Source organism: Paenibacillus alvei DSM 29 (genome assembly GCF_000293805.1).
In the GTDB taxonomy this organism is placed as follows: Bacteria; Bacillota; Bacilli; order Paenibacillales; family Paenibacillaceae; genus Paenibacillus_B; species Paenibacillus_B alvei.
This window is the reverse complement of the sequence record NZ_AMBZ01000001.1, coordinates 1,090,700-1,110,034: the sequence shown is the minus strand read 5'-3', so window position 1 is coordinate 1,110,034 and position 19,335 is coordinate 1,090,700. Positions and strand designations below refer to the sequence as shown.

19 protein-coding genes and 1 riboswitch are annotated in these 19,335 nt (G+C 48.8%); of the genes, 9 read left to right on the top strand and 10 right to left on the bottom strand.

The features are described 5' to 3' along the window. Window positions 1-64 precede the first annotated feature (64 nt). From serS to PAV_RS05185, 6 genes are all read right to left on the bottom strand, one after another. The gene (gene serS, locus PAV_RS05205; RefSeq protein WP_005544097.1) at window positions 65-1,348 is read right to left on the bottom strand and encodes a serine--tRNA ligase; all 1,284 of its coding nucleotides are present in this window, start codon (window positions 1,346-1,348) and stop codon (window positions 65-67) included. Between the two features lie 329 nt (window positions 1,349-1,677). Continuing rightward, window positions 1,678-2,157: a MarR family winged helix-turn-helix transcriptional regulator gene (locus PAV_RS05200; protein WP_005544096.1), complete on the bottom strand. Its 480-nt coding sequence runs from the start codon at window positions 2,155-2,157 to the stop codon at window positions 1,678-1,680. A 24-nt stretch (window positions 2,158-2,181) separates the two neighbouring features. After that, window positions 2,182-2,661: a glutathione peroxidase gene (locus tag PAV_RS05195; protein WP_005544095.1), complete on the bottom strand. Its 480-nt coding sequence runs from the start codon at window positions 2,659-2,661 to the stop codon at window positions 2,182-2,184. A gap of 342 nt (window positions 2,662-3,003) precedes the next feature. Further along, window positions 3,004-3,444 (bottom strand): TraX family protein, encoded by a 441-nt coding sequence (locus tag PAV_RS37180; protein WP_338010894.1) that lies wholly within the window; start codon window positions 3,442-3,444, stop codon window positions 3,004-3,006. Then, entirely contained in the window at window positions 3,432-3,725 is a 294-nt protein-coding gene (locus tag PAV_RS37175; RefSeq protein ID WP_338010893.1) for a TraX family protein, read from the bottom strand. The genes PAV_RS37180 and PAV_RS37175 overlap by 13 nt, the downstream gene beginning before the upstream one ends. A gap of 70 nt (window positions 3,726-3,795) precedes the next feature. Then, window positions 3,796-4,512: a TraX family protein gene (locus tag PAV_RS05185; RefSeq protein ID WP_005544094.1), complete on the bottom strand. Its 717-nt coding sequence runs from the start codon at window positions 4,510-4,512 to the stop codon at window positions 3,796-3,798. A gap of 143 nt (window positions 4,513-4,655) precedes the next feature. Between PAV_RS05185 and PAV_RS05180 the strand changes: the two genes are divergently transcribed. The 3 genes from PAV_RS05180 (at window position 4,656) to PAV_RS05170 (ending at window position 8,758) form a co-directional block, all read left to right on the top strand. Then, window positions 4,656-6,809 carry a DNA topoisomerase III gene (locus tag PAV_RS05180; RefSeq protein WP_040735488.1) on the top strand — a complete coding sequence of 718 codons (2,154 nt, stop codon included), beginning with the start codon at window positions 4,656-4,658 and terminating at the stop codon, window positions 6,807-6,809. A 369-nt stretch (window positions 6,810-7,178) separates the two neighbouring features. Then, window positions 7,179-8,030 (top strand): polysaccharide deacetylase family protein, encoded by an 852-nt coding sequence (locus tag PAV_RS05175; RefSeq protein ID WP_238555744.1) that lies wholly within the window; start codon window positions 7,179-7,181, stop codon window positions 8,028-8,030. Window positions 8,031-8,053: 23 nt separating this feature from the next. Next, the gene (locus PAV_RS05170) at window positions 8,054-8,758 is read left to right on the top strand and encodes a YkyA family protein (protein ID WP_005544088.1); all 705 of its coding nucleotides are present in this window, start codon (window positions 8,054-8,056) and stop codon (window positions 8,756-8,758) included. A gap of 117 nt (window positions 8,759-8,875) precedes the next feature. Here the strand turns inward: PAV_RS05170 and PAV_RS05165 are convergent, their stop codons facing one another. Next, entirely contained in the window at window positions 8,876-9,085 is a 210-nt protein-coding gene (locus PAV_RS05165; RefSeq protein WP_005544086.1) for a hypothetical protein, read from the bottom strand. Between the two features lie 279 nt (window positions 9,086-9,364). Here PAV_RS05165 and PAV_RS05160 point away from each other — a divergent pair, with 279 nt between their 5' ends. The 5 genes from PAV_RS05160 (at window position 9,365) to PAV_RS05145 (ending at window position 13,653) form a co-directional block, all read left to right on the top strand. Beyond that, window positions 9,365-10,339 carry an ROK family protein gene (locus tag PAV_RS05160; RefSeq protein WP_040735485.1) on the top strand — a complete coding sequence of 325 codons (975 nt, stop codon included), beginning with the start codon at window positions 9,365-9,367 and terminating at the stop codon, window positions 10,337-10,339. A 49-nt stretch (window positions 10,340-10,388) separates the two neighbouring features. Beyond that, a complete protein-coding gene (locus tag PAV_RS05155; RefSeq protein WP_005544082.1) occupies window positions 10,389-11,087 on the top strand; it encodes a bifunctional 4-hydroxy-2-oxoglutarate aldolase/2-dehydro-3-deoxy-phosphogluconate aldolase in 699 nt (232 codons plus the stop codon). A gap of 103 nt (window positions 11,088-11,190) precedes the next feature. Further along, window positions 11,191-11,469: a hypothetical protein gene (locus PAV_RS35925; RefSeq protein WP_005544080.1), complete on the top strand. Its 279-nt coding sequence runs from the start codon at window positions 11,191-11,193 to the stop codon at window positions 11,467-11,469. Continuing rightward, on the top strand, window positions 11,456-12,097 hold the full coding sequence (locus PAV_RS05150) for an alpha/beta hydrolase (RefSeq protein ID WP_005544078.1): 642 nt from the start codon (window positions 11,456-11,458) through the stop codon (window positions 12,095-12,097). Before PAV_RS35925 ends, PAV_RS05150 begins: the two co-directional genes overlap by 14 nt. Before the next feature lie 353 nt (window positions 12,098-12,450). After that, window positions 12,451-13,653, top strand: a complete 1,203-nt coding sequence (locus tag PAV_RS05145) for a transglutaminase domain-containing protein (protein ID WP_005544075.1) — start codon at window positions 12,451-12,453, stop codon at window positions 13,651-13,653. 108 nt (window positions 13,654-13,761) lie between these two features. On the opposite strand, the gene PAV_RS05140 is transcribed toward PAV_RS05145, so the two are convergent. Next, window positions 13,762-15,210, bottom strand: coding sequence for an amino acid permease (locus PAV_RS05140; protein ID WP_005544073.1), 1,449 nt, complete (start codon window positions 15,208-15,210; stop codon window positions 13,762-13,764). A 111-nt stretch (window positions 15,211-15,321) separates the two neighbouring features. Then, window positions 15,322-15,512, bottom strand: a riboswitch (Lysine riboswitch). Between the two features lie 315 nt (window positions 15,513-15,827). Between PAV_RS05140 and PAV_RS05135 the strand changes: the two genes are divergently transcribed. After that, window positions 15,828-17,114 (top strand): Gfo/Idh/MocA family protein, encoded by a 1,287-nt coding sequence (locus tag PAV_RS05135; protein ID WP_005544071.1) that lies wholly within the window; start codon window positions 15,828-15,830, stop codon window positions 17,112-17,114. Window positions 17,115-17,198: 84 nt separating this feature from the next. Here PAV_RS05135 and PAV_RS05130 read toward each other — a convergent pair whose 3' ends face one another. Continuing rightward, a complete protein-coding gene (locus PAV_RS05130; RefSeq protein WP_005544069.1) occupies window positions 17,199-18,350 on the bottom strand; it encodes an ABC transporter permease in 1,152 nt (383 codons plus the stop codon). A gap of 58 nt (window positions 18,351-18,408) precedes the next feature. Continuing rightward, window positions 18,409-19,332: an ABC transporter ATP-binding protein gene (locus PAV_RS05125; protein WP_005544067.1), complete on the bottom strand. Its 924-nt coding sequence runs from the start codon at window positions 19,330-19,332 to the stop codon at window positions 18,409-18,411. Window positions 19,333-19,335: the final 3 nt, after the last annotated feature.

Sequence of the window (19,335 nt, the reverse complement as noted above, 5' to 3'; positions counted from 1 at the left end):
TTATAGGCAAGGATACGTTAGTAAGGCCGCTGGAGATATGTTCTCCGGCGGCCTTATTGTTTATTTATTGCGGCTTAATGACTTCCATGCCGCGCATGTAAGGCTGCAGTGCCCGTGGAATACGGACAGTCCCATCCGGCTGTTGGTGATTCTCCAGCAGCGGGATGAGAATTCGCGGGCTGGCTACCGCTGTATTGTTAAGCGTATGGCAATATTGAAGCTGTCCCGCTTCATCACGGTAGCGAATATTGCAGCGGCGGGCTTGGAAGTCAAGCAAGTTTGACGCGGAATGCGTTTCACCGAATTGGTGGCGGGATGGCATCCACGTCTCGATATCGTACTGTTTATATGTCTTTTGCGACATGTCTCCCGTACATACTGCCATGACACGATAGGGAAGCTCCAGCGCTTGCAAAATTGCTTCCGAATAGCCCACCATTTCCTCCAAAAGCTGATTCGACAGTACGGCATCATTCGGGGCGATGATAACTTGCTCCACCTTGGCAAATTGATGGACACGGTACAAGCCGCGGACATCACGGCCTGCAGAGCCTACTTCGCGCCGGAAGCAGGCGGATACGCCAGCCATGCGGATCGGTTCGGTGACATCTACGATTTCATTGCTGCAGTACGAGACGAGGCTAACTTCTGAAGTGCCCACGAGCCACAGACCATCTTCCGGCATGGCATAGCATTGATCCTCGCCAAGCGGGAAGAAGCCGGTACCAATCAGCGCGTCCTGACGAACCATGAGCGGCACATCCATAATGGTGAAGCCGTGATCCATGAGCAGATCAAGTGCAAGCTGCTGTACCGCACGATGCAGCAGCAGCCCGGCATTTTTTAAATAATAGCCTCGGGATCCTGCTACCTTAACCCCACGACGTATATCCATGATGCCTAATCGTTCGCCAAGCTCGACATGATCAAGCAGGGGATAATCGAAGTTGGGCAGCTCGCCAATCTGCCGCACTTCCACATTATCCTCATCCGAAGTTCCGATCGGAGTATCTGGCGAAGTGATGTTTGGCACAAGAAGCTGCAGGCGGCTGTATTCTTGTTCGGTTTCTGCCAGCTTCGCTTCGTACTGCGCAAGTTTATCATTGCACTGGCGAACTTGTTCCTTCCATGCTTCCGCTTCACTTTGTCGTTCACCGTCCCGCATGGCAGCAGCTATGCGGGACGTAATTGTGTTGCGCTCCTGGCGCAGGGCTTCTGTCTCCTGCAGCAAATTTCGCCGAACCTGATCACAAGTGAGCAGTTCCTTTACTTCGAAGGGGATGCCTTTTTGCTGAGCTGCCAACTGCACCTCGTCTGGATAATTGCGAATCCATTTCATGTCTAGCATAGTCACCGTCTCCTTTACCGCGATTCCTGTTAGTAGAAAATACAAATAGCGCTCCTCATCCGATTGGGACGAGGAGCGCTAGCTCGCGGTGCCACCCAACTTGATCATCAGTGCTGCAAGTAAGCGGTAGCTTACAGGAAGCAGGTTGAAGATCCTCTTGGTTCCGCGGTAACGGGCGGTGCCGGTTCACTTAGGGCACATCGGGCAAGCCGACGCCTTGACGAGAACGCCTCCGAGTTGGATGCTCTTCATTGGCAAATTTCCGTATCTGAATTGTTGATATCATTATATAGCTTTTTCCCTGAAAGTCAATGCATCATTCGTTTGTTCTACTCCGTTGCTGCATCATGGAGTCGGCGCAAATGAGCGGTCAGCTCTTGAATGCTGCGCATCAGACTATCCACGGGAATATGTGCGGAAGAAGCTTTATTGACCAGCTCTGCTGGGATACAGCTAGCAGTTGACTTCAATTCGCGCCCTTTTGGCGTAAGGGTAATAAAAACTTGCCGCTCATCCTGTGCGCCGCGCTTACGCTCAATGAGTTGCTGCTGCTCCATTCGCTTCAGCATTGGTGTTAGCGTACCGGAATCGAGAGATAGTCGTTGACCGAGCTCTTTCACGGTGAGATTGTCCGTTTCCCATAGTGCAAGCAAGGTAATGTATTGGGGATAGGTCAGTTGCAGCTTCTCCAGCATAGGCCGATACAGCTTCGTAATTTCCTTGGATGCTGTATAGATGGCGAAGCAGAGCTGATTGTCCAGCTTGAGTAGGTCGTCTGGCTGTATCGTGTTGTCCTGCTTTGATGTCATGATGTTCTCATCTCCTGCTGCACCTTACAATAAGGCTTCGATATCTTCTTTCAGCTTGGAAGGGGAGGTTTGCGGAGCGTAACGCTTCACGACGGCCCCTGTGCGATCGATGAGGAACTTCGTGAAGTTCCACTTAATATCGGTGCTGCCAAGAAGGCCCTTCTTCTCGGTCACCAAATGCTGGAACAATGGCTCTGCATGATCGCCCTTCACATCAACCTTGGCGAACATCGGGAAGGAAACGCCATAGTTTACTTGGCAAAATTCCATTGTTTCCTTCATATCTCCAAACTCTTGATTGCCAAACTGGTCACATGGGAAGCCGAGAACGACCAAGCCCTGCTCCTTATATTGGTCATACAATTGCTGCAGCTCAGTAAATTGAGGGGTGAAGCCGCATTTGCTGGCTGTGTTAACGATTACGAGCACCTGTCCTTCGTAGCTCGACAGCGACGCTTCATCTCCGTTTGGTTTTTTGACGGAATAATCGTATACCGTGGTCATATTATTTCGCTCCTTTATTTATAAAAAATTGCAATATCGTAAAGCAATGAAACTGCATCTTCTGTTTCGGTTGTTTATCAAATATAGTGCTGTAATCGTTATATCATGGAATAATCATTTGTGCAATTATATTTTATAAAATTAAATTGTGCACAATTTAAATGAGGTGTTATGGCGTGGTATGACATCTATATTATCTCTATACAACAGAGGAAATCATGCGTATACTCTGAGAATCAATGCTATTTGCCTACCTCTGAAGCTCAGGGGTTCGGAAAAAGAAAAAGGGCCATCCCTTCTGCTGGTTGCACAACCATGGAAGAGACAGCACTGCGCCGCTCATTATCGAACTAGAACGCCAATGGTATATAGAATCCAAATATGTACCGGATAAAATACGTAGAACATATACTTGGACCACTTGGCATGATACCCGCGTTCTCCGTCATACAGCAGAATCGGGATTATGGCGAATATCATCATCCACTGATAGTTCAGGACAAATAAATTGTCATAGGAGAAGACTTCATCGGGCGGAATGCCGAGAGAGCCGAGACCTACGGCAATCAGCAGCATTACAATTACATATGCGATCGCCATTAGACTCCTACGTTCACGGAAAAGATAGAAAATCAGCGTCATCGCGACGCCGAGTATGGACGCCTCTGTAAATGTCCCGCCGATTACGGCGAGGATGATGTATAGAGTTCCAAGGGCGTAGTAGCGTGTTTTCTTCGTCCATTCGATTGCAGTTAAGAGCAATAGTCCCATTAATAGGGACAAAAAATATTATTCATGACGCTGACAGTCTCACTAGGCAATGCGAGCTGAAGCAATGTGCTGCCAAGCTTGGTAATAACTGCCCACTTGAATAGGCGAAGCATATATTTGACGCGGCTCCGGGTGTGGTAGAAGCCCTCTACGATAAAGTAGAAAAAGATCGGAGCGACGATCCGACCGAACCACCCGAACCATATGGGCATACCCGGCAGGAACTGGTTCATATGGTCAAGCACCATAAGCGTCATGCCGAGCAGCTTTAGTTGAAAACGATCCAAACGCACATTACATCCTCCAAATTCTGTTGGTTCTTATGTTGTTGGAAGGGTTAAAAACAAAACCGTCCTTCTATTCTCATGCCGTACTGCTTGCATACAATATCCAGATATGAAGCGGATAATACAGGTAGAAGCCGTATTTTCCCCATATGGATTGATACCCACGTTGTTGATTGTAGAAACTGATCGGAATAATAGCAAAAATCATCATCCACTGAGCGTTGATCCGCCAATCGTACGCTAAGCTCCACAATGCCGGTTCTCGGTAAGCGAACAAATCCATTCCGATAGTGAGTGCTAGGGAAGAGATGATAAAAGCGACAGCCATTGCGCGCCCTCGTCCCCGGAACAGGTAGAATACAAGTGCCATCGAAACGGACAGCCAGCTGAATTCTACTACAACTATCATTAAGGATGCTACAGCACAACACAGCACCCATCCTGCCACACCCGATTCAGTACGCAGTGCCCAATCATAGGTTGTCAGTAATAATAACGCCCCAAGCATGGATAGAAAGATATTGTTCGGGATCGATCCCCCAGGAAGCAAATAGAGGAGCAGCGTGCTTCCGGCAGCCATCACGGCAGCGCCTGCAGCCAGACGCAGCAAATAACATCTTCGATTACGAGTGAATGCATACCCTTCAATGAGTAGAAAGAAAAAGATTGGCGCGGACAGCCGCCCAAGCCAGTGAAAGGCGAGCGGGACGGAGTCTGGGAAGTATGCCTGTATATGATCCAGTGTCATGAGCGCGGCTGCCAGCAGCTTCAGTTGGAAGGCGTTGAACGACATGAGGCGCAGCTTCCCCTTTCCCTATAAATACCTTGCGATAGTCGGAATCCAATACGATTATACCCTTATCATATCAGAAGCCAAAAGGCGGTTGAAGGTCATGCTATAATAGGAGCAGCAGAATGAAGGGAAGGAATGGATGTATGAAATCACTCGTACTTGCGGAAAAGCCATCGGTTGGTCGCGAGATCGCCCGTGTACTTGGATGCCGCACGTCTCATAAACAATATTTTGAAGGGCCTGACTATGTCGTAACATGGGCATTAGGCCATTTGGTCGGATTGGCGGAGCCAGAAGACTATGACAAGAAGTATCAGACTTGGAATCTGGAAGACTTGCCAATGATTCCGCAGAAGATGAAGCTGAAGGTGCTGCGCGAGTCATCGCATCAATTCAAGGTCGTACAGCAGTTGTGCAAGCGTCAGGATATTAAGGATCTCATCGTTGCAACAGATGCGGCGCGTGAGGGAGAGCTGTTGGCACGCTGGGTCATGGAAATGGTGAAGTGGAACAAGCCGTTCCGCCGCCTATGGATATCGTCGCAGACGGATAAGGCAATCAAGGAAGGCTTCCGCCAACTGAAGCCAGGCAATCAATTCGATCGCCTGTATGAATCTGCGCGCTGTCGGGCAGAGGCGGATTGGCTTATCGGCTTGAATGTAACTCGCGCCTTAACCTGCAAGTTCGAAACTCCACTGTCTGCGGGACGTGTGCAGACGCCGACACTTGCGATGATGATGTCGCGGGAGCAGGAGATCAAGAACTTCCAATCCGAGGAGTACGACACGATACACGCGGATTGCGGCGGGTTCGAAGCAGTATGGCGTGGGGCCAACGGAGACGGACGCATTTTCAATGAACAAGCAGCCCAAGCCATCGCTGCCAAGCTGCAGAACGGTCGGCAAGCTATTGTGGCGGATTTGAAGAAGTCTACGAAGAATGAACCGCATCCGCTCGCATATGATCTTACTGAGCTGCAGCGGGATGCAAACCGCCGTTATGGATTCTCAGCCAAGCAAACATCGAATGTGTTGCAGCGTCTATATGAACAGCATAAGCTTGTCACTTATCCGCGCACAGACAGCCGCTACTTGTCCTCGGATATGGTCGGTACTCTTAAAGAGCGACTGAGCGCGATGGCTGTGGGGCCTTATGCAGCAGCTGCGAAGTTGCTCCTGCGCGGGAGCCGCAATCTGTCTGTTACGAAGCGCATCGTGGATGACAGCAAGGTTACAGATCACCATGCCATCATTCCAACCGATGAGCCGCTGCGACTGTCGGCGTTGTCTACAGATGAACGCAAGCTGTACGATTTGATTGCGCGGCGCTATATCGCCTTATTCCTGCCGCCAGCGAAGTATGAGCAGGTTGCGGTTACAATTGAGCTTGGCGGTGAGCGACTCTATGCGAAGGGACGCACGATGCTTGACATCGGCTGGCGTCAAGCCTATGAAGGGGACTGGGATGATACATCCTCAAATGAGGATCAGGAGGAGGATCATCAGTCGGCTTGGAATAAGGAACAACGCCTGCCGAGCTTAACGAATGGCGATAAGCTGGCAGTGAAGCGAGTAATAACGCGCAGAGATCGCACGAAGCCGCCGGCCCGCTACACAGAAGCTACGTTGCTGACGCAGATGGAGAAGCATGGACTCGGCACGCCAGCCACACGCGCGGATATTATTGAGAAACTTGTATCTTCTGATACCATTGAGCGCCAAGGCGCATCGCTTCAACCGACAGGCAAGGGGGAGCAGTTAATTCGCCTTACTTCGGATCAGTTGAGATCTCCAGAGCTTACCGCTCGCTGGGAGCGGGAATTGGAGCGTATCGCACGGGGCGAAGCGCGCACTTCAACGTTCATGAATCAGATACGGGAGATGACCGAGCAACTGGTAAAAGAAGTGAAGACGAGCAGCGCGGAATACAAGCCGCATAATTTGACGAATCGCCATTGTCCGGAATGTGGTTCACGCCTAATGGAGCGGAAGTCGAAGCGCGGTACGCGTCTTATTTGCTCCAGCAAGTCTTGTGAATACAAGCGTTCTGATGAGAAGCAGCTCTCAAATCGCCGCTGCCCGCAATGCCATAAGAAAATGGAATTTAAGATTGGCAAGGCAGGCAAGTATGTGCAGTGTCTCGCTTGCAACATAACCGAAAAGCTGGATGAGGGCGGAGGCAAGGCACGCAAGCATGAAACGCGAAATTTGCTCAAGAAATACGAGAAGCAGGAATCAATCGGCAACAGCTTGGGCGACTTGCTGAAGGCAGCGATGGAGAAGCAGGATAAACAGTAAAACGAACGAAAATACGCGTCAAAATGTACAGCAGAAAATGAAATGAACACGACAGCGATCATGTAACGTTCTTCGGTGATGACAAAATCATTACAAGTAGAACAAAGCTGGCTAACAGGGTCATATGACCTAGTGAGCATATGCTTTTTCTAGTTTCAATAGGCCCTCTGTACTGTGGAAAAGGTGGACAGAGGGCTTTTTTTGTCATATTTTTCATGTATTTGTAACCATTTTCTTGAGATGGTAACAACATTGTATCTATTTTTTGATAAAATCAATAGAGTTGTAATGTTTCTGTAATGCCCTAATGCTAGATTTATATTATAGTAGTTGTCGAAACAAGTCGCTAGAAGGAAGTGGATAAGGATAATGATGGATCGAGGTATGGTGTCGGCCGGCAACCGTCGCCGTAAGAAACGCAAAAAGTTAATTGGACGCACCGTATTGCTCATGCTTCTTGTCGTCATTGGCGTCGGAATATACGCTGGAGCTAAGAGCCTGCTCGGAACAGATACAGCATCTGGAAGCGAGTTGATTGTGACAGAAGTCGTTCCTTTTGGAACAGCAGCACAAGAGAAAGAATCACCGAAGGAGTACAACGGCTTAACTCGCAAGGTTGCCTATTTGACGTTCGATGATGGGCCGAGCAAATATTCCAATGATATGATGGACTTATTGAAGCAGCATAATATTAAAGCTACTTATTTTATGCTGGGCGATAACATGAGACAATACCCGGATGCGGTGAAGCGCATGGTGAAGGAAGGCCATTATCCAGGTCTGCACAGCATGACGCATGATTACGCTAAGCTGTATAAGAGTGGCGGCTCCAAAAACTTCATTGACGAGTTCAAGGAGGCGCAGGGCATTGTAGACGAGTTAACGGGCTACAAGCCAACATTGATCCGTGCTCCATACGGCAGCGCACCGCAAATTGGCGAGTCATTCCGTAAGGATATTGCAGATGCGGGCTTTAAAATGTGGGACTGGACACTCGACTCTTGGGATTGGAAATATATCGGACAACCGAATCGAGTGCTGGAGCAAGTTAAGGCGGGCTTGACAGAAGACGTAGAGGTTATTTTGCTGCATGATCGCCAGCAGACCTTGGATGCATTGCCAGCTATTATTGATTACATTCAAAGCAAGGGTTACGAGTTCGAAGTGTACGACCCGAATGCGCATTTCGTATGCAATTTCCATCACGACAAACGATTGTAGCACGGGGATAGGAGGTTAACACATTGGCAAGTTGGAAAAAGCTAACCGCCGTTGCCGCGCTGGCATCCGTTCTGCTTATTGGCTTGACTGGATGCGGTGCTGCACCGACGACACAAATATTTGAAGGTTTCGAGAAGGCATCTGCTGCAGAAGCGAACGTTGCGGAAGCAGTGAAGACGCTGAGCACACTGGAAGCGAAGGACAGCAAGCAATACGACAATATCTTGTCTCAAGGCAAGCAGGACAATCGCAATGTACAGACGCTGATCGACAATTCGAGCAAGGCGCTCGAAGAGCGTACGCAGGCAATGGAACAGCTGAAAAATACGCTTGATGACGCTCGCAAGAAAATGGGCGAGCTTGACGGCGCAATCAGCAACCTGAAGGAAGAGGGCTTGAAGAAGCAGGCAACAGAAGCGTACGACGCTTATGTGAAGCGCTACGAAACGTTCACTTCCATGTATGAAAAGTACGGCAAATGGATTCAGCAAGAGCAGGCGCTGTACAACGAGTTGAAGCAAAAGGATACAAAGCTGAAGACTATTACGAAAGCTGTCTCTGAACGCAACGAGGCCTATCGTGCAGTCGAACAGTTGAAAATTAAGTTTAACGAATATACGAATTCATTCAATGTGAAGAAGTCAGAGTTTTACAAGCAGGCGGGCATGCACGTAACTGGCACAGAGAAGACAGATGGTGAAGGTGCCAAGACAGAGTCGAATTCATAGGATTCATGAAAATCATAATTAGAAAAAAGACCGTTTCGAGGCAGATGAACTGCTTCAAAACGGTCTTTTTTATGCGAGATAGCAGGAGTCTTCGCATGTGGAATGAGTTCCTGCCTGCTAGCTCCATGTTCGATGTACGAAATCGGCCACAAGTAAAAAGATAACGTAAGAGATAATAGCGGATGCAATATACGTTATCCCTACCTTTATACGTTGCTGGAATAAACGCACTACGCCGAGACTAAGCAGTGGACAAACGATGAGCAGGAAAAATAAAATCGTAACGAATAATTGTGGCGAGATCGAACTAATATCTACATACGTCATGGATATACACCTCTTCATAAACGTTGACTCTAAACAGGACAGGTATCTTCTGGCTCTGAAATTATCCTTTTTCTTGGCGTGTGATACATATCACAGTATCTATTATAGCGTTTTCACGGCTGTTCGTCTGTTATTTCATTTCCAATATTAAGGCGAAATTAAGGCGAATTCATGACGGCTAAAAGAGTGCAGGCAATCATTGACAGGGTCAAAGCGAGGATTGTACGATGTGGGTACTGACAAACAGAAAGAATAGGAAGGCGAGGAGAGCGATCAATGATGCAGTATATGGTTGGGATTGATCTGGGCGGAACGAACATTGTATGTGGATTGGTCAATGAGCAGTATGAGCTGGTAACTAAGGTGAAGCGTCCAACTGAAGCAGACCTTGGTGTAGAGCATGTCCTGAGCAAAATGTCTGAGATGGTCGATGAATTGTTCGTTAAGGCTGGGGTAGATCGCAGTCTTCTCGTAGCGGTAGGAGCAGGAATTCCGGGCTTTATTGATCCAGAGCGAGGCGTAAGTATTTTTGCATCGAATTTGAAGTGGAACAATGTAGATGTTTCTGGTCGGCTTGGCGCAAAGGTAGGGGTGCCAGTCTTTATTGATAATGACGTCCGAATGTATATATTCGGAGAAGCGATGAGCGGTGCGGGGCGAGGTGCAGGGATTGTTCATGGTGTCACCATCGGTACAGGACTCGCTGCAGCGACGGTTGTTCATGGCGAACTGCACTATGGAAGCGGGTTCATGGCGGGTGAATTGGGACACGTGGCCATTGATGGCGAGACTACGCCGTGCGGCTGCGGCTTGACGGGATGTTTGGAGACCGTCGTATCTGCTACAGGTATTGCTCGTCAAGCGAAGGAAGCACTTGAGCAGGGTCGCGAGAGCTTGCTGCGCACTCCTTATGAGCGCGGTGAACTGACAGCAGCTCATGTCTCGCAAGCATACGATGAAGGCGACCAGCTCGCGATCGAGATTATGAATTATACCGGACAGGTGCTAGGAAAAGGATTAGCGTATTCCATTTCCCTGCTCAGTCCGGATGTAATCGTAATCGGAGGCGGAGGTGCACTTGCAGGCGAACGAATTTTGAAGCCGTTGCGGGATACGCTAAAACAGTATGTGTATCATGGATATTTAGAACGGTTGACGATTCGCCAGGGCGAACTGATTGATGACGGCGGTGTGATTGGCAGTGCGGCATTTGCTAAGAGTCGTGCAGAGAAGCTTGGTCACGTGTCGTTATAAATGTATGGTACCAATAAAAACGAGAAATAAGCAGAAGGAGGTAGATCAGATGACAGTACGGGATGTCCAAGATTTCTTCTCGGGTACGGATATTACTGAGCGGATGCTTCAAGAGCGTATTATCGCGATTTTTCGTGGGTTAACGGCTGAACAGGCTAATATGGCCGCAGAGGCACTTGTGGAAGGCGGCATTCGCTTTATGGAAGTAACGATGAATACAGCAGATGCTGCGGAAATCATTTCCCATTGGCGTGAACGATTTGCAGGGCGAGCTTATATCGGTGCAGGCACTGTTATTGATATTGCCTCTGCTCGTGAAGCCCTGACGTGCGGGGCACAGTTTCTGATCTCTCCGAACTTGGACGAGGAAGTAATCGCATATGCGGCGGAACGAGGCGTCGATGTATGGCCCGGGGTATTGACACCAACGGAGATCGTGCGCGCATGGAAGGCGGGTGCGAAGGCAGTCAAGTTGTTCCCGCTAGGATCACTTGGTCCAGAATATGTTCGGGAGGTTCGTGGTCCTCTCGGGCACATTCCGATGATTGCAACAGGCGGAATTGATTTGCATACGTTAGCTTCATATGGTGCCGCTGGTGCTTCTGCATTCGGATTGGGCTCCAAGCTTCTTCCGAAGGATGATATCTTGTCGGGCAATGACGAAGCGCTGGCTGTAAATGCAAGTCAATTTGTTGACATGGTGCGCAAGCTCCCCTGCTCTCATTTACCGTCAACCAGAGAGCGATAGAGAATGATCGGGTGTGAGATTATAGGATTACGTTAATGATATACATACAGCTTACATCCAGCCGGTTCTGTGGGTATGGTGTGTAAAGAGAGGTGAATCATGTATGACAATGCTGTGGACATATGGAGTAGGTTCACTTGTTCTTGCTGGAAGTGCGGCAAGCGGTGCCTGGATGCTCGCTGTGAAGAGCCAGTCCCCGCGCCCGATTCCCATTCAAAAGGAACCGGACCGTCCCTTTGATCGAGTAGTGTTCCAAGGGACTGCGACACTGCAAGGCTGGTTCATCTGGGGCAAAGGGAATACGCCTGCGAAGCGTGCTCCGGTTATCGTCATTTCTCGACGGGTGGGGATCGAATCGAGCGCGTGTCATGAGATACGCTGACCCGCTGGCAGATGCGGGTTTCAATGTATTGGTATATGATGTGACCAGCCATGGAGAGAGTGGATCTGTAAAGGCTCCTTCGGCGCTGTTGTTCCGTGATGATATGCTGGCTGCGGTTCGATACGTGCGCCAACGGCCAGATGCAGACCCAGATCGAATTGCAGTTCTCGGGCACTCTTTAGGGGGATTCGGTGCTGTTTTGGCACTGGAGGAAGGACTGAATGTACGGGCGATTGTAACGGATTCCATGCCATCCCGTCCATTATCCTTAGTGGAGGCTGAGCTTCGCCGGCGCAAGCTGCCGGCGTTCCCGCTTGCAGTGGTCATTCCGCGTATTTGGCTGTATCGTTCTCGCATTCCGGTTTCCGTATATGACAGATTGGATGTCGCACAACTATTAGCGGCACACTATGAGCGCACGCAAGGGGATACTCCTGTCTACATGATTCATTCACGGCAGGATGGATTCATTCCTCCAACGGAATTGGAGCAGCTTATTGAGCGCTTGCCCTATAAGCAGCCGCATCTGATTGTCGATACGAACGGACATAGCTGCTCGGAGACGGACCCACGTTTTTGGACGGAAGTAATCCCGTTCTTCAAGCGCCAATTGAAAATAAACGAATAGTTAGCAAGCTCATAAGCCCATCTTTGTCATCCAAGTTGCTTCTTGGCGCAGAGTGGGCTTCTTCGTTTTTCACTTTTAACAGATTCTATGTAACTTTTTAATTTTTTATAGGCAAATGCTCCATCTGTTCGCTACCACTCGTCATATTCCTCATGTCTTCATCGCTATGATTTTCCGCAATACGATGCAATTCCCGGCTCTTGCTGCCGCAGCTTGTCGAGCACAACAGAAAGGCAGCGAATTCTCACTCGCTACTAGAGTGCTATAACTAGACAGTATTTGCGATAGCACTATGTTACGCTACCTAGCACACAAAGGCGGATCTGTTCCGCTGATGCGAAGGTGGTGAAGGCATGTACATTGATTCAGAGGTTCCATCCCGCTTGGAGCGGCAAAGGCGGGGCCAAGTGAGGAAATGGATTCGATTCCCAAAGTTCTCTATCTTCCGGCTGCTTATGCTCGGAAGTGTTTTGCTAGGAATAGTGGTCGGCTTTGCCTTATGGCCCACGGTTGAGGCTCGCTCCTCGATGATTGCCTTACATAGTCAAGCAGAAATGAGCCGATGGCTAAGCGAGCAATTTACACGAAGAGAAACGGTAATCTCGTTCCGATATGAAGGTGACACGAAGTCGTTAACCGAAATGGCCGGTCAATCTTTATCGGCTGCCTTATATTCGGATCCGTTCATTCGGTACAATGTCAGCAGATACTCTTATCAATGGAAGGGGAGCACAGATTCCGCTGTAGTCAATGTGTATGTAGACTATCGCGAAACGTACGAGCAGTCACAATATGTAAGGCAGCAAGCGAAAGAAATTGTGAGCCGAATTACGAATGCGGGACAATCCCCACATGTAAAAGTAAAAGCGATTCATGATTATATTGTCAGTCACGTTGCCTATGATGAAAGTATGACGAAATTCACCGCCTATGAGGCGTTAACCGAGGGTACAACTGTATGTCAAGGATATGCACTGCTTATGCAGGCTATGCTTGAAGAGGCTAATATTCCTTCCAAGATCGTCGAAGGCAAGGCGGGCGGGCTGCTGCATGCGTGGAACCTGATTGAACTGGATGGGCAGTGGTATCATGTGGATGCAACATGGGATGACCCGCTCCCGGATCGCGGGAAGCTGGTGCGCTACACGTACTATATGCGTACAGATGCGGAAATGAGAACCGATCACGATTGGAACGAAAGTGCGGAGCTTCCGAAGGCTGATGTCCCATATGAGCGAGCGCTAGAGCAAATGCATCAAGGGACAGATCAAGGCATGCGTTCCTTTGTTAAAGAGCTGGAACGCGGCTGGAGTCCGGACGTGCTGCTTCCAGAACGGGAGGTCAAGAATGTAAGTGACCTTGTGGAACGCTATCAGTCTGCACAGAAGGTGAGGCGGGAGCAGTTCCAGGTTCGTTATACAGGCAGCGAGCTTCAGCTTCGCGCTGATCTGCATGATATGATGGACAAGCTAGGGTTGTCTACACCGTTCGAATATAGAGTATCTGTGTTGAATAACAGTGACGACCTTCTTGTTGATATTGAGCTCCAGAAATAAGAAGGGTGGAGTCGCAACCGAGGTAAAGATTTTGATGTAGAATAATAAAAGGCCCTGCTTCACACGTGACTAACGCGTGAGGCAGGGCCTTATTCTATGCAATGTAATTTATTTGTGATCAAACTTGCAGTCCTGAAGTGGGATCACCTTTGTACGATTCTTCCACTTATAGCCGAACCATACGATCAAGAAGAGCGGCAGACCAATGTAGGTCATTATCAGCCCTTTCCAATCGATTGCTTCCCCAAGGAAGGCTTGGTAGTTCTGACCCAGTACGACGAACATACACAGTACGAAGGCAAAGATCGGTCCGAACGGGAAGAAGCGGGCACGATAAGGCAGTTCCTTCAAATCATGGCCTTGCGTGTTGAAGGCCCGACGGAATCGATAATGACTGACCGCAATGCCGAGCCAAGCGATGAATCCACACATGCCAGATGCATTTAACAGCCATGTATAGACAATTCCATCTCCGAAGAAACTGGCTAGAAACGCCATCATACCGATAATACTCGTCATAATCAAGGCATTGACAGGTACACCGCGCTTATTCAGCTTGCCAAGGAACTTAGGCGCTTTGCCTTCCTTCGCAAGTACCCAGAGCACGCGCGTTGATGCATACATGCCAGAGTTGCCCGCAGACAGCACAGAGGACAAGATAACTGCATTCATAACCGAAGCGGCGAATGCGAAACCGGCCTTCTCGAATACGAGCGTAAATGGGCTCGCATTGATGTTGTTTACTTCACTGGACAGCAAGCTTGGATGAGTATATGGAATAATCATTGCGATAATAAAGATCGCCAGGATATAGAATAGCAAAATGCGCCAGAATACTTGGCGAATGGCACGGGGCACACTCTCGCTTGGGTTCTCACTTTCGCCTGCAGCAACACCGACAAGCTCGGTTCCTTGGAAGGAGTATCCGGCAGCCATAAATACGCCAAGAATCGTAAAGAATCCGCCATGGAACGGTGCGTCGCCGATATGGAAGTTCTCGAATCCGATGCGTTCTCCGCCGATGATGCCGAATATCATCAATACGCCTGTAATTAGGAAGATAACAACTGTCGTTATTTTAATAATGGCGAACCAATATTCAGACTCTCCGTATCCTTTAACAGAGATATAATTTAACAGAAAGATGATGCTTAGGAACAGGAAGCTCCATAGGAAGGAGTTGCTGTTCGGGAACCAATATTTAATGATCAATGTAGCTGCGACTAATTCAGAGGCGATTGTAATCGCCCAGTTGAACCAGAAGTTCCAGCCGAGCGCGAAGCCGAAGGCTGGGTCGACGAATCGTGAGGCGTATGTGCTGAATGAGCCGGAATCCGGCATGTATGTTGCAAGTTCGCCAAGGCTCGTCATTAAGAAATATACCATGATGCCGACTGCTGCATATGCGAGCAGCGCACCTCCGGGACCTGCTTGCGCTATAGCTCCGCCGCTGGCAAGAAATAAACCAGTACCGATTGAGCCGCCGAGCGCAATCATGGTGAGGTGGCGTGTTTTCAGGCTTCTGCGAAGCCCTTGCTCTTTCTGTTGCTGACTCAAGTCACTCACTCCTGTTCTAAATCTTAGTATTGCCGGAAAGGAGCGGAGAACATAAAAAAACCGCTGAAGCGTATACGTTCAAACGGTCTGACCGTCCCCATCATACCCTTCCTTAAAGATAGCGCATCATACGTAGACGGGTAATCTTCATATGACAGTGCCGTGCCTATTAGACAGCGACCCCAGCACGCGTACCGGAAGCGGATAACGCGAACTTCGGCGGTAGTTCCTTTTCATTCGAATCATCGGCTCTTCCTGCCTCCGCGAATGTACTCTTAACAACCGCAACCTCTACCTCATCGTGGAATAGGATGAGGATTTGTTGCACTATGAAGATGGCATAGCCATCATTGTTGCCTATATTCGCTAAGTATAAAGAAACTAGGTTGTAAGTTCAATGTTAAAAAGTAGAAATAGGCAGAAAGTATAAGTGCAAGTAGAGAGAGAGTTGTGTATGAAATCAAACATTTGAGCTGAAATATCCAAAAATATATTTAAAAAAGGAATTTTACTCCTTGCAAGCGGTTTCGCACATGGTATAAGATGGATGCAAAGAGAAAGCAAGTTGGGAAACTTCCGTATTAACCATCGACAGACACTGTAGGGAGGCATAGGAAATGAAGAAGGTTACTGTAGCATTGCTAGGGGCAGGTCAACGTGGTGAAATCTATACCGATTACGCAATTGGCCGCTCAACTGAAATGGTAGTTGTCGCTGTGGCGGATCCGAGTGCAGCTCGTCGTCAGCGCATTGCAGATAAGCACGGTATTCCGGCAGAACGCCAATTTTCTTCGTGGGAAGAGCTGTTCTCGCAGCCAAAGCTTGCTGACGCTGTATTTATTTGCACACAGGATAAGATGCATTATGAGCCTACTATGGCAGCATTGGGCGCAGGCTATCATGTTATGCTAGAAAAGCCAATGTCTCCTGAGCCAATAGAATGTATTAAGATGGGACAAGAAGCGAAGAAGAGAGGCCTCGTTTTCTCTATCTGTCACGTACTGCGTTATACGAACTTCTTCTCTACGCTAAAGCAGCTGCTGGAGGAAGGAAGAATCGGCCGCCTTATGTCCATTCAGCATAATGAAAATGTGGCGTACTGGCATCAGGCGCACAGTTTCGTCCGCGGGAATTGGAGCAATTCCGCAGAGTCCTCACCGATGATCCTGCAGAAGTCTTGTCATGATATGGACATCCTGCTGTGGCTGGCTGGTGCTGAATGTACCCATGTATCCTCCTTCGGTGCCTTGTCTCACTTTCGTTCGGAAGAGGCTCCAGAAGGCGCAACGAAACGCTGTCTGGATGGATGCGCTGTGGCTGATGAGTGCCCGTATTATGCGCCAAAGTGGTATTTGACAGATGATATCGGCTGGCCAACATCAGTAATTGCAGATGATATAAGTTATGAATCCCGCCTGCAAGCCTTAAAGGAAGGCCCGTACGGCCGCTGCGTCTACCATTGCAACAATGATGTGGTAGACCATCAAGTGGTGAATATGGAATTCGCGAATGAGGTAACCGCGGTATTCACGATGACGGCCTTCACGTATGACTCTGGCCGCACGTTGAAGTTGATGGGAACGACTGGTGAAATCCGCGCTCATATGGAAAAGAACGAAATTGAAATTATCCATTTTAAAAATGGTTTCAGAGAACTGCTCAGTCTGCAAGCGCCAGGCGGACATGTAGGCCACGGCGGCGGCGACCAAGGCCTTGTGAAGGACTTCCTAAAGCTGGTACAAGCAGGAGGTGCAATTCAGGGGCGCACATCGGCAGACATTTCGGTACAAAGCCATATGATGTCCTTCGCTGCGGAAAAGGCGCGCCTGGAGAAGCGTACCATTTCGATTGAAGAGTTCGTCCGCGAGCAATTGGCTGGCGAGGCGGAGCCTGCAATAAACTAATTCCATATACGAAAGTCAGAAGCTCTCCGTATTAATCGCGGAGAGCTTTTTCTATTTCAGGATTGTCTCGTATTTCGACCTTGACTAACCGATCGATTGCTTCATGAAGCGAGGGTAACGCGCCCAAGCGAGTGCGAGTGCGATAATTCCGATACCGAGCAGGATGATAGCATTCAGCCATACGTCCGGTACATGAGCACCATGCGAGATAATGCGCTTCAGTGCATCCTGCGCCCAATATTGAGGGAGCATGTGGCCGATCGTTTGCATGAACTTCGGCATCATCTCATGCGGGAACCAGAGTCCGCCGATCATGGCTCCGCCAAGCGCGATTAATTGTGTCATAGCAAGGCCTTGATTCTCTCCCTTTGCGATAAGGGAAATCAGAAGGCCGAGGCCAGTTACACAGATACCAAGCGCCGCAATGATAAGCCCAACTGCCAGCACATCGCCAAGCCGCATGCCGTATACAAAATGCCCGAACGACAGCAGCACCGCGCTTTGGAAGAGTACGACGATAATATAAGGAACCCACATGCCGACTAAATAAGTCAAAGGTTTCATGGGTGTACTGCACAAACGCGCCGTCATTCCGCTTTCTTTATCGCGTATGAAGCGGCGCACCATTGAGATAATAATGAAGAATACGAACATAACGGTATAACCAGGAACCACTTGACTAATCATATCTACGGGAACAACATTCTCCATTTGCTCCTTAACGGTCATTGGGGGAGTAAAGATTTGCTTCATTTCCTCGCCCGTAATTCCTTTGCCTGCAAGCTGCTCCGCAGCGCTCGCCTGACGCTGCTCATCGACGATTCGCCCAAGCAGAGCCTTAATAGGAGCTGTTGATGTGTTGTCATTCTCATCGCGATAAAGCGTCAATTCAGCTAGAGTCTTGCCCGATTTCATGCTTGCTTCGAAGCCTTGCGGAATTAGAAGCAGTGAAGATTGCTTACCGTCACGGATGCTTGCGATTTGCTGATCAATCGTGCGTTCTGTATCTTCCTTCAGTTGAAAACCTTGCACCTTGGCTAACGATGCTACAATCGCTTTCGAAGCGGGGGACTGATCCTGATCGACATAATTTAACGTGATGCTGGAATTCCCCATATTCCCGAAAACAGAAGCAAACACAACAATAAAGATAATCGGCATCAGAATCAGCCAGAAAAATGTCCCCTTTTCCTTAAACAGCAATTGAATCTCCTTGCGAGTAAAGCTGGTAATCATTCGGTTTCTCCTCCTTGAAAGTTACACTCCTATACATGTTTCTCGGTCTGAGCTTCTATTAAGCATCCCGAAGGGACGTTCCCGTCAAATTCAAGAACACGGTCTCCAATGAAGGTTGAACGATTTCGAGATGAGTAACCTTTACATGATTCTCTAGACAATGTGCAGACACGCTGTTCATCGTCTTGAGTGTATCGTCGGTATCAATAATCCAGCCCTTTTCTTGGGCAGTCACTGTACCGGGAATCGAGTCGAAGGAAATCGCAGCTTGTTTATCCATTTCGACATATACGGAATTAGTTCCATACTGCGCAAGCAACTCATGCAGACCGCCTTGGGCGATAACAGAACCGTGATCGATGATGGCGAGTTCCTCGCAGAGTGCTTCGACTTCTTCCATATAGTGAGTCGAGTATATGATGGATACCCCTTCTTGCTTCAGCTTGCGGATCATTTCGAATATATGATTGCGCGATTGTGGGTCAATGCCGACAGTAGGTTCATCAAGAACAAGCAGCTTCGGACGGTGGAGGAGTGCAGCAGCGATATTCACGCGGCGCATCATACCACCAGAGAAGGTGCCAACGGCGTCCTTGGCGCGATCCAGAAGCCCGACCTGTGTCAAAACGGTTGAGATGCGTTCCTTCAACGGGCTTCCTTTTAAGCCATACATTTCTCCAAAAAACTTCAAATTATCGTACGCGCTGAGCTTCTCATACAAGGTGATGCCTTGGGGGACATAACCGATTATGTTCCGTACCTTTGCGGCTTCTTTGACTGCATCTATCCCAAATACATGCAAAGCGCCACTATTCGGCTGGAGAATGCCAGAGATGATCTTCATCGTTGTCGATTTGCCGGCGCCGTTGGGGCCGAGTAGGCCGAAGCAAATTCCCGGACGGACTTGAAATGAAATATTGTTCAATGCAGTGTGGCTGCCATACTTTTTGTGCAAGTTCGATACTTCAATTGCCAATGACATACA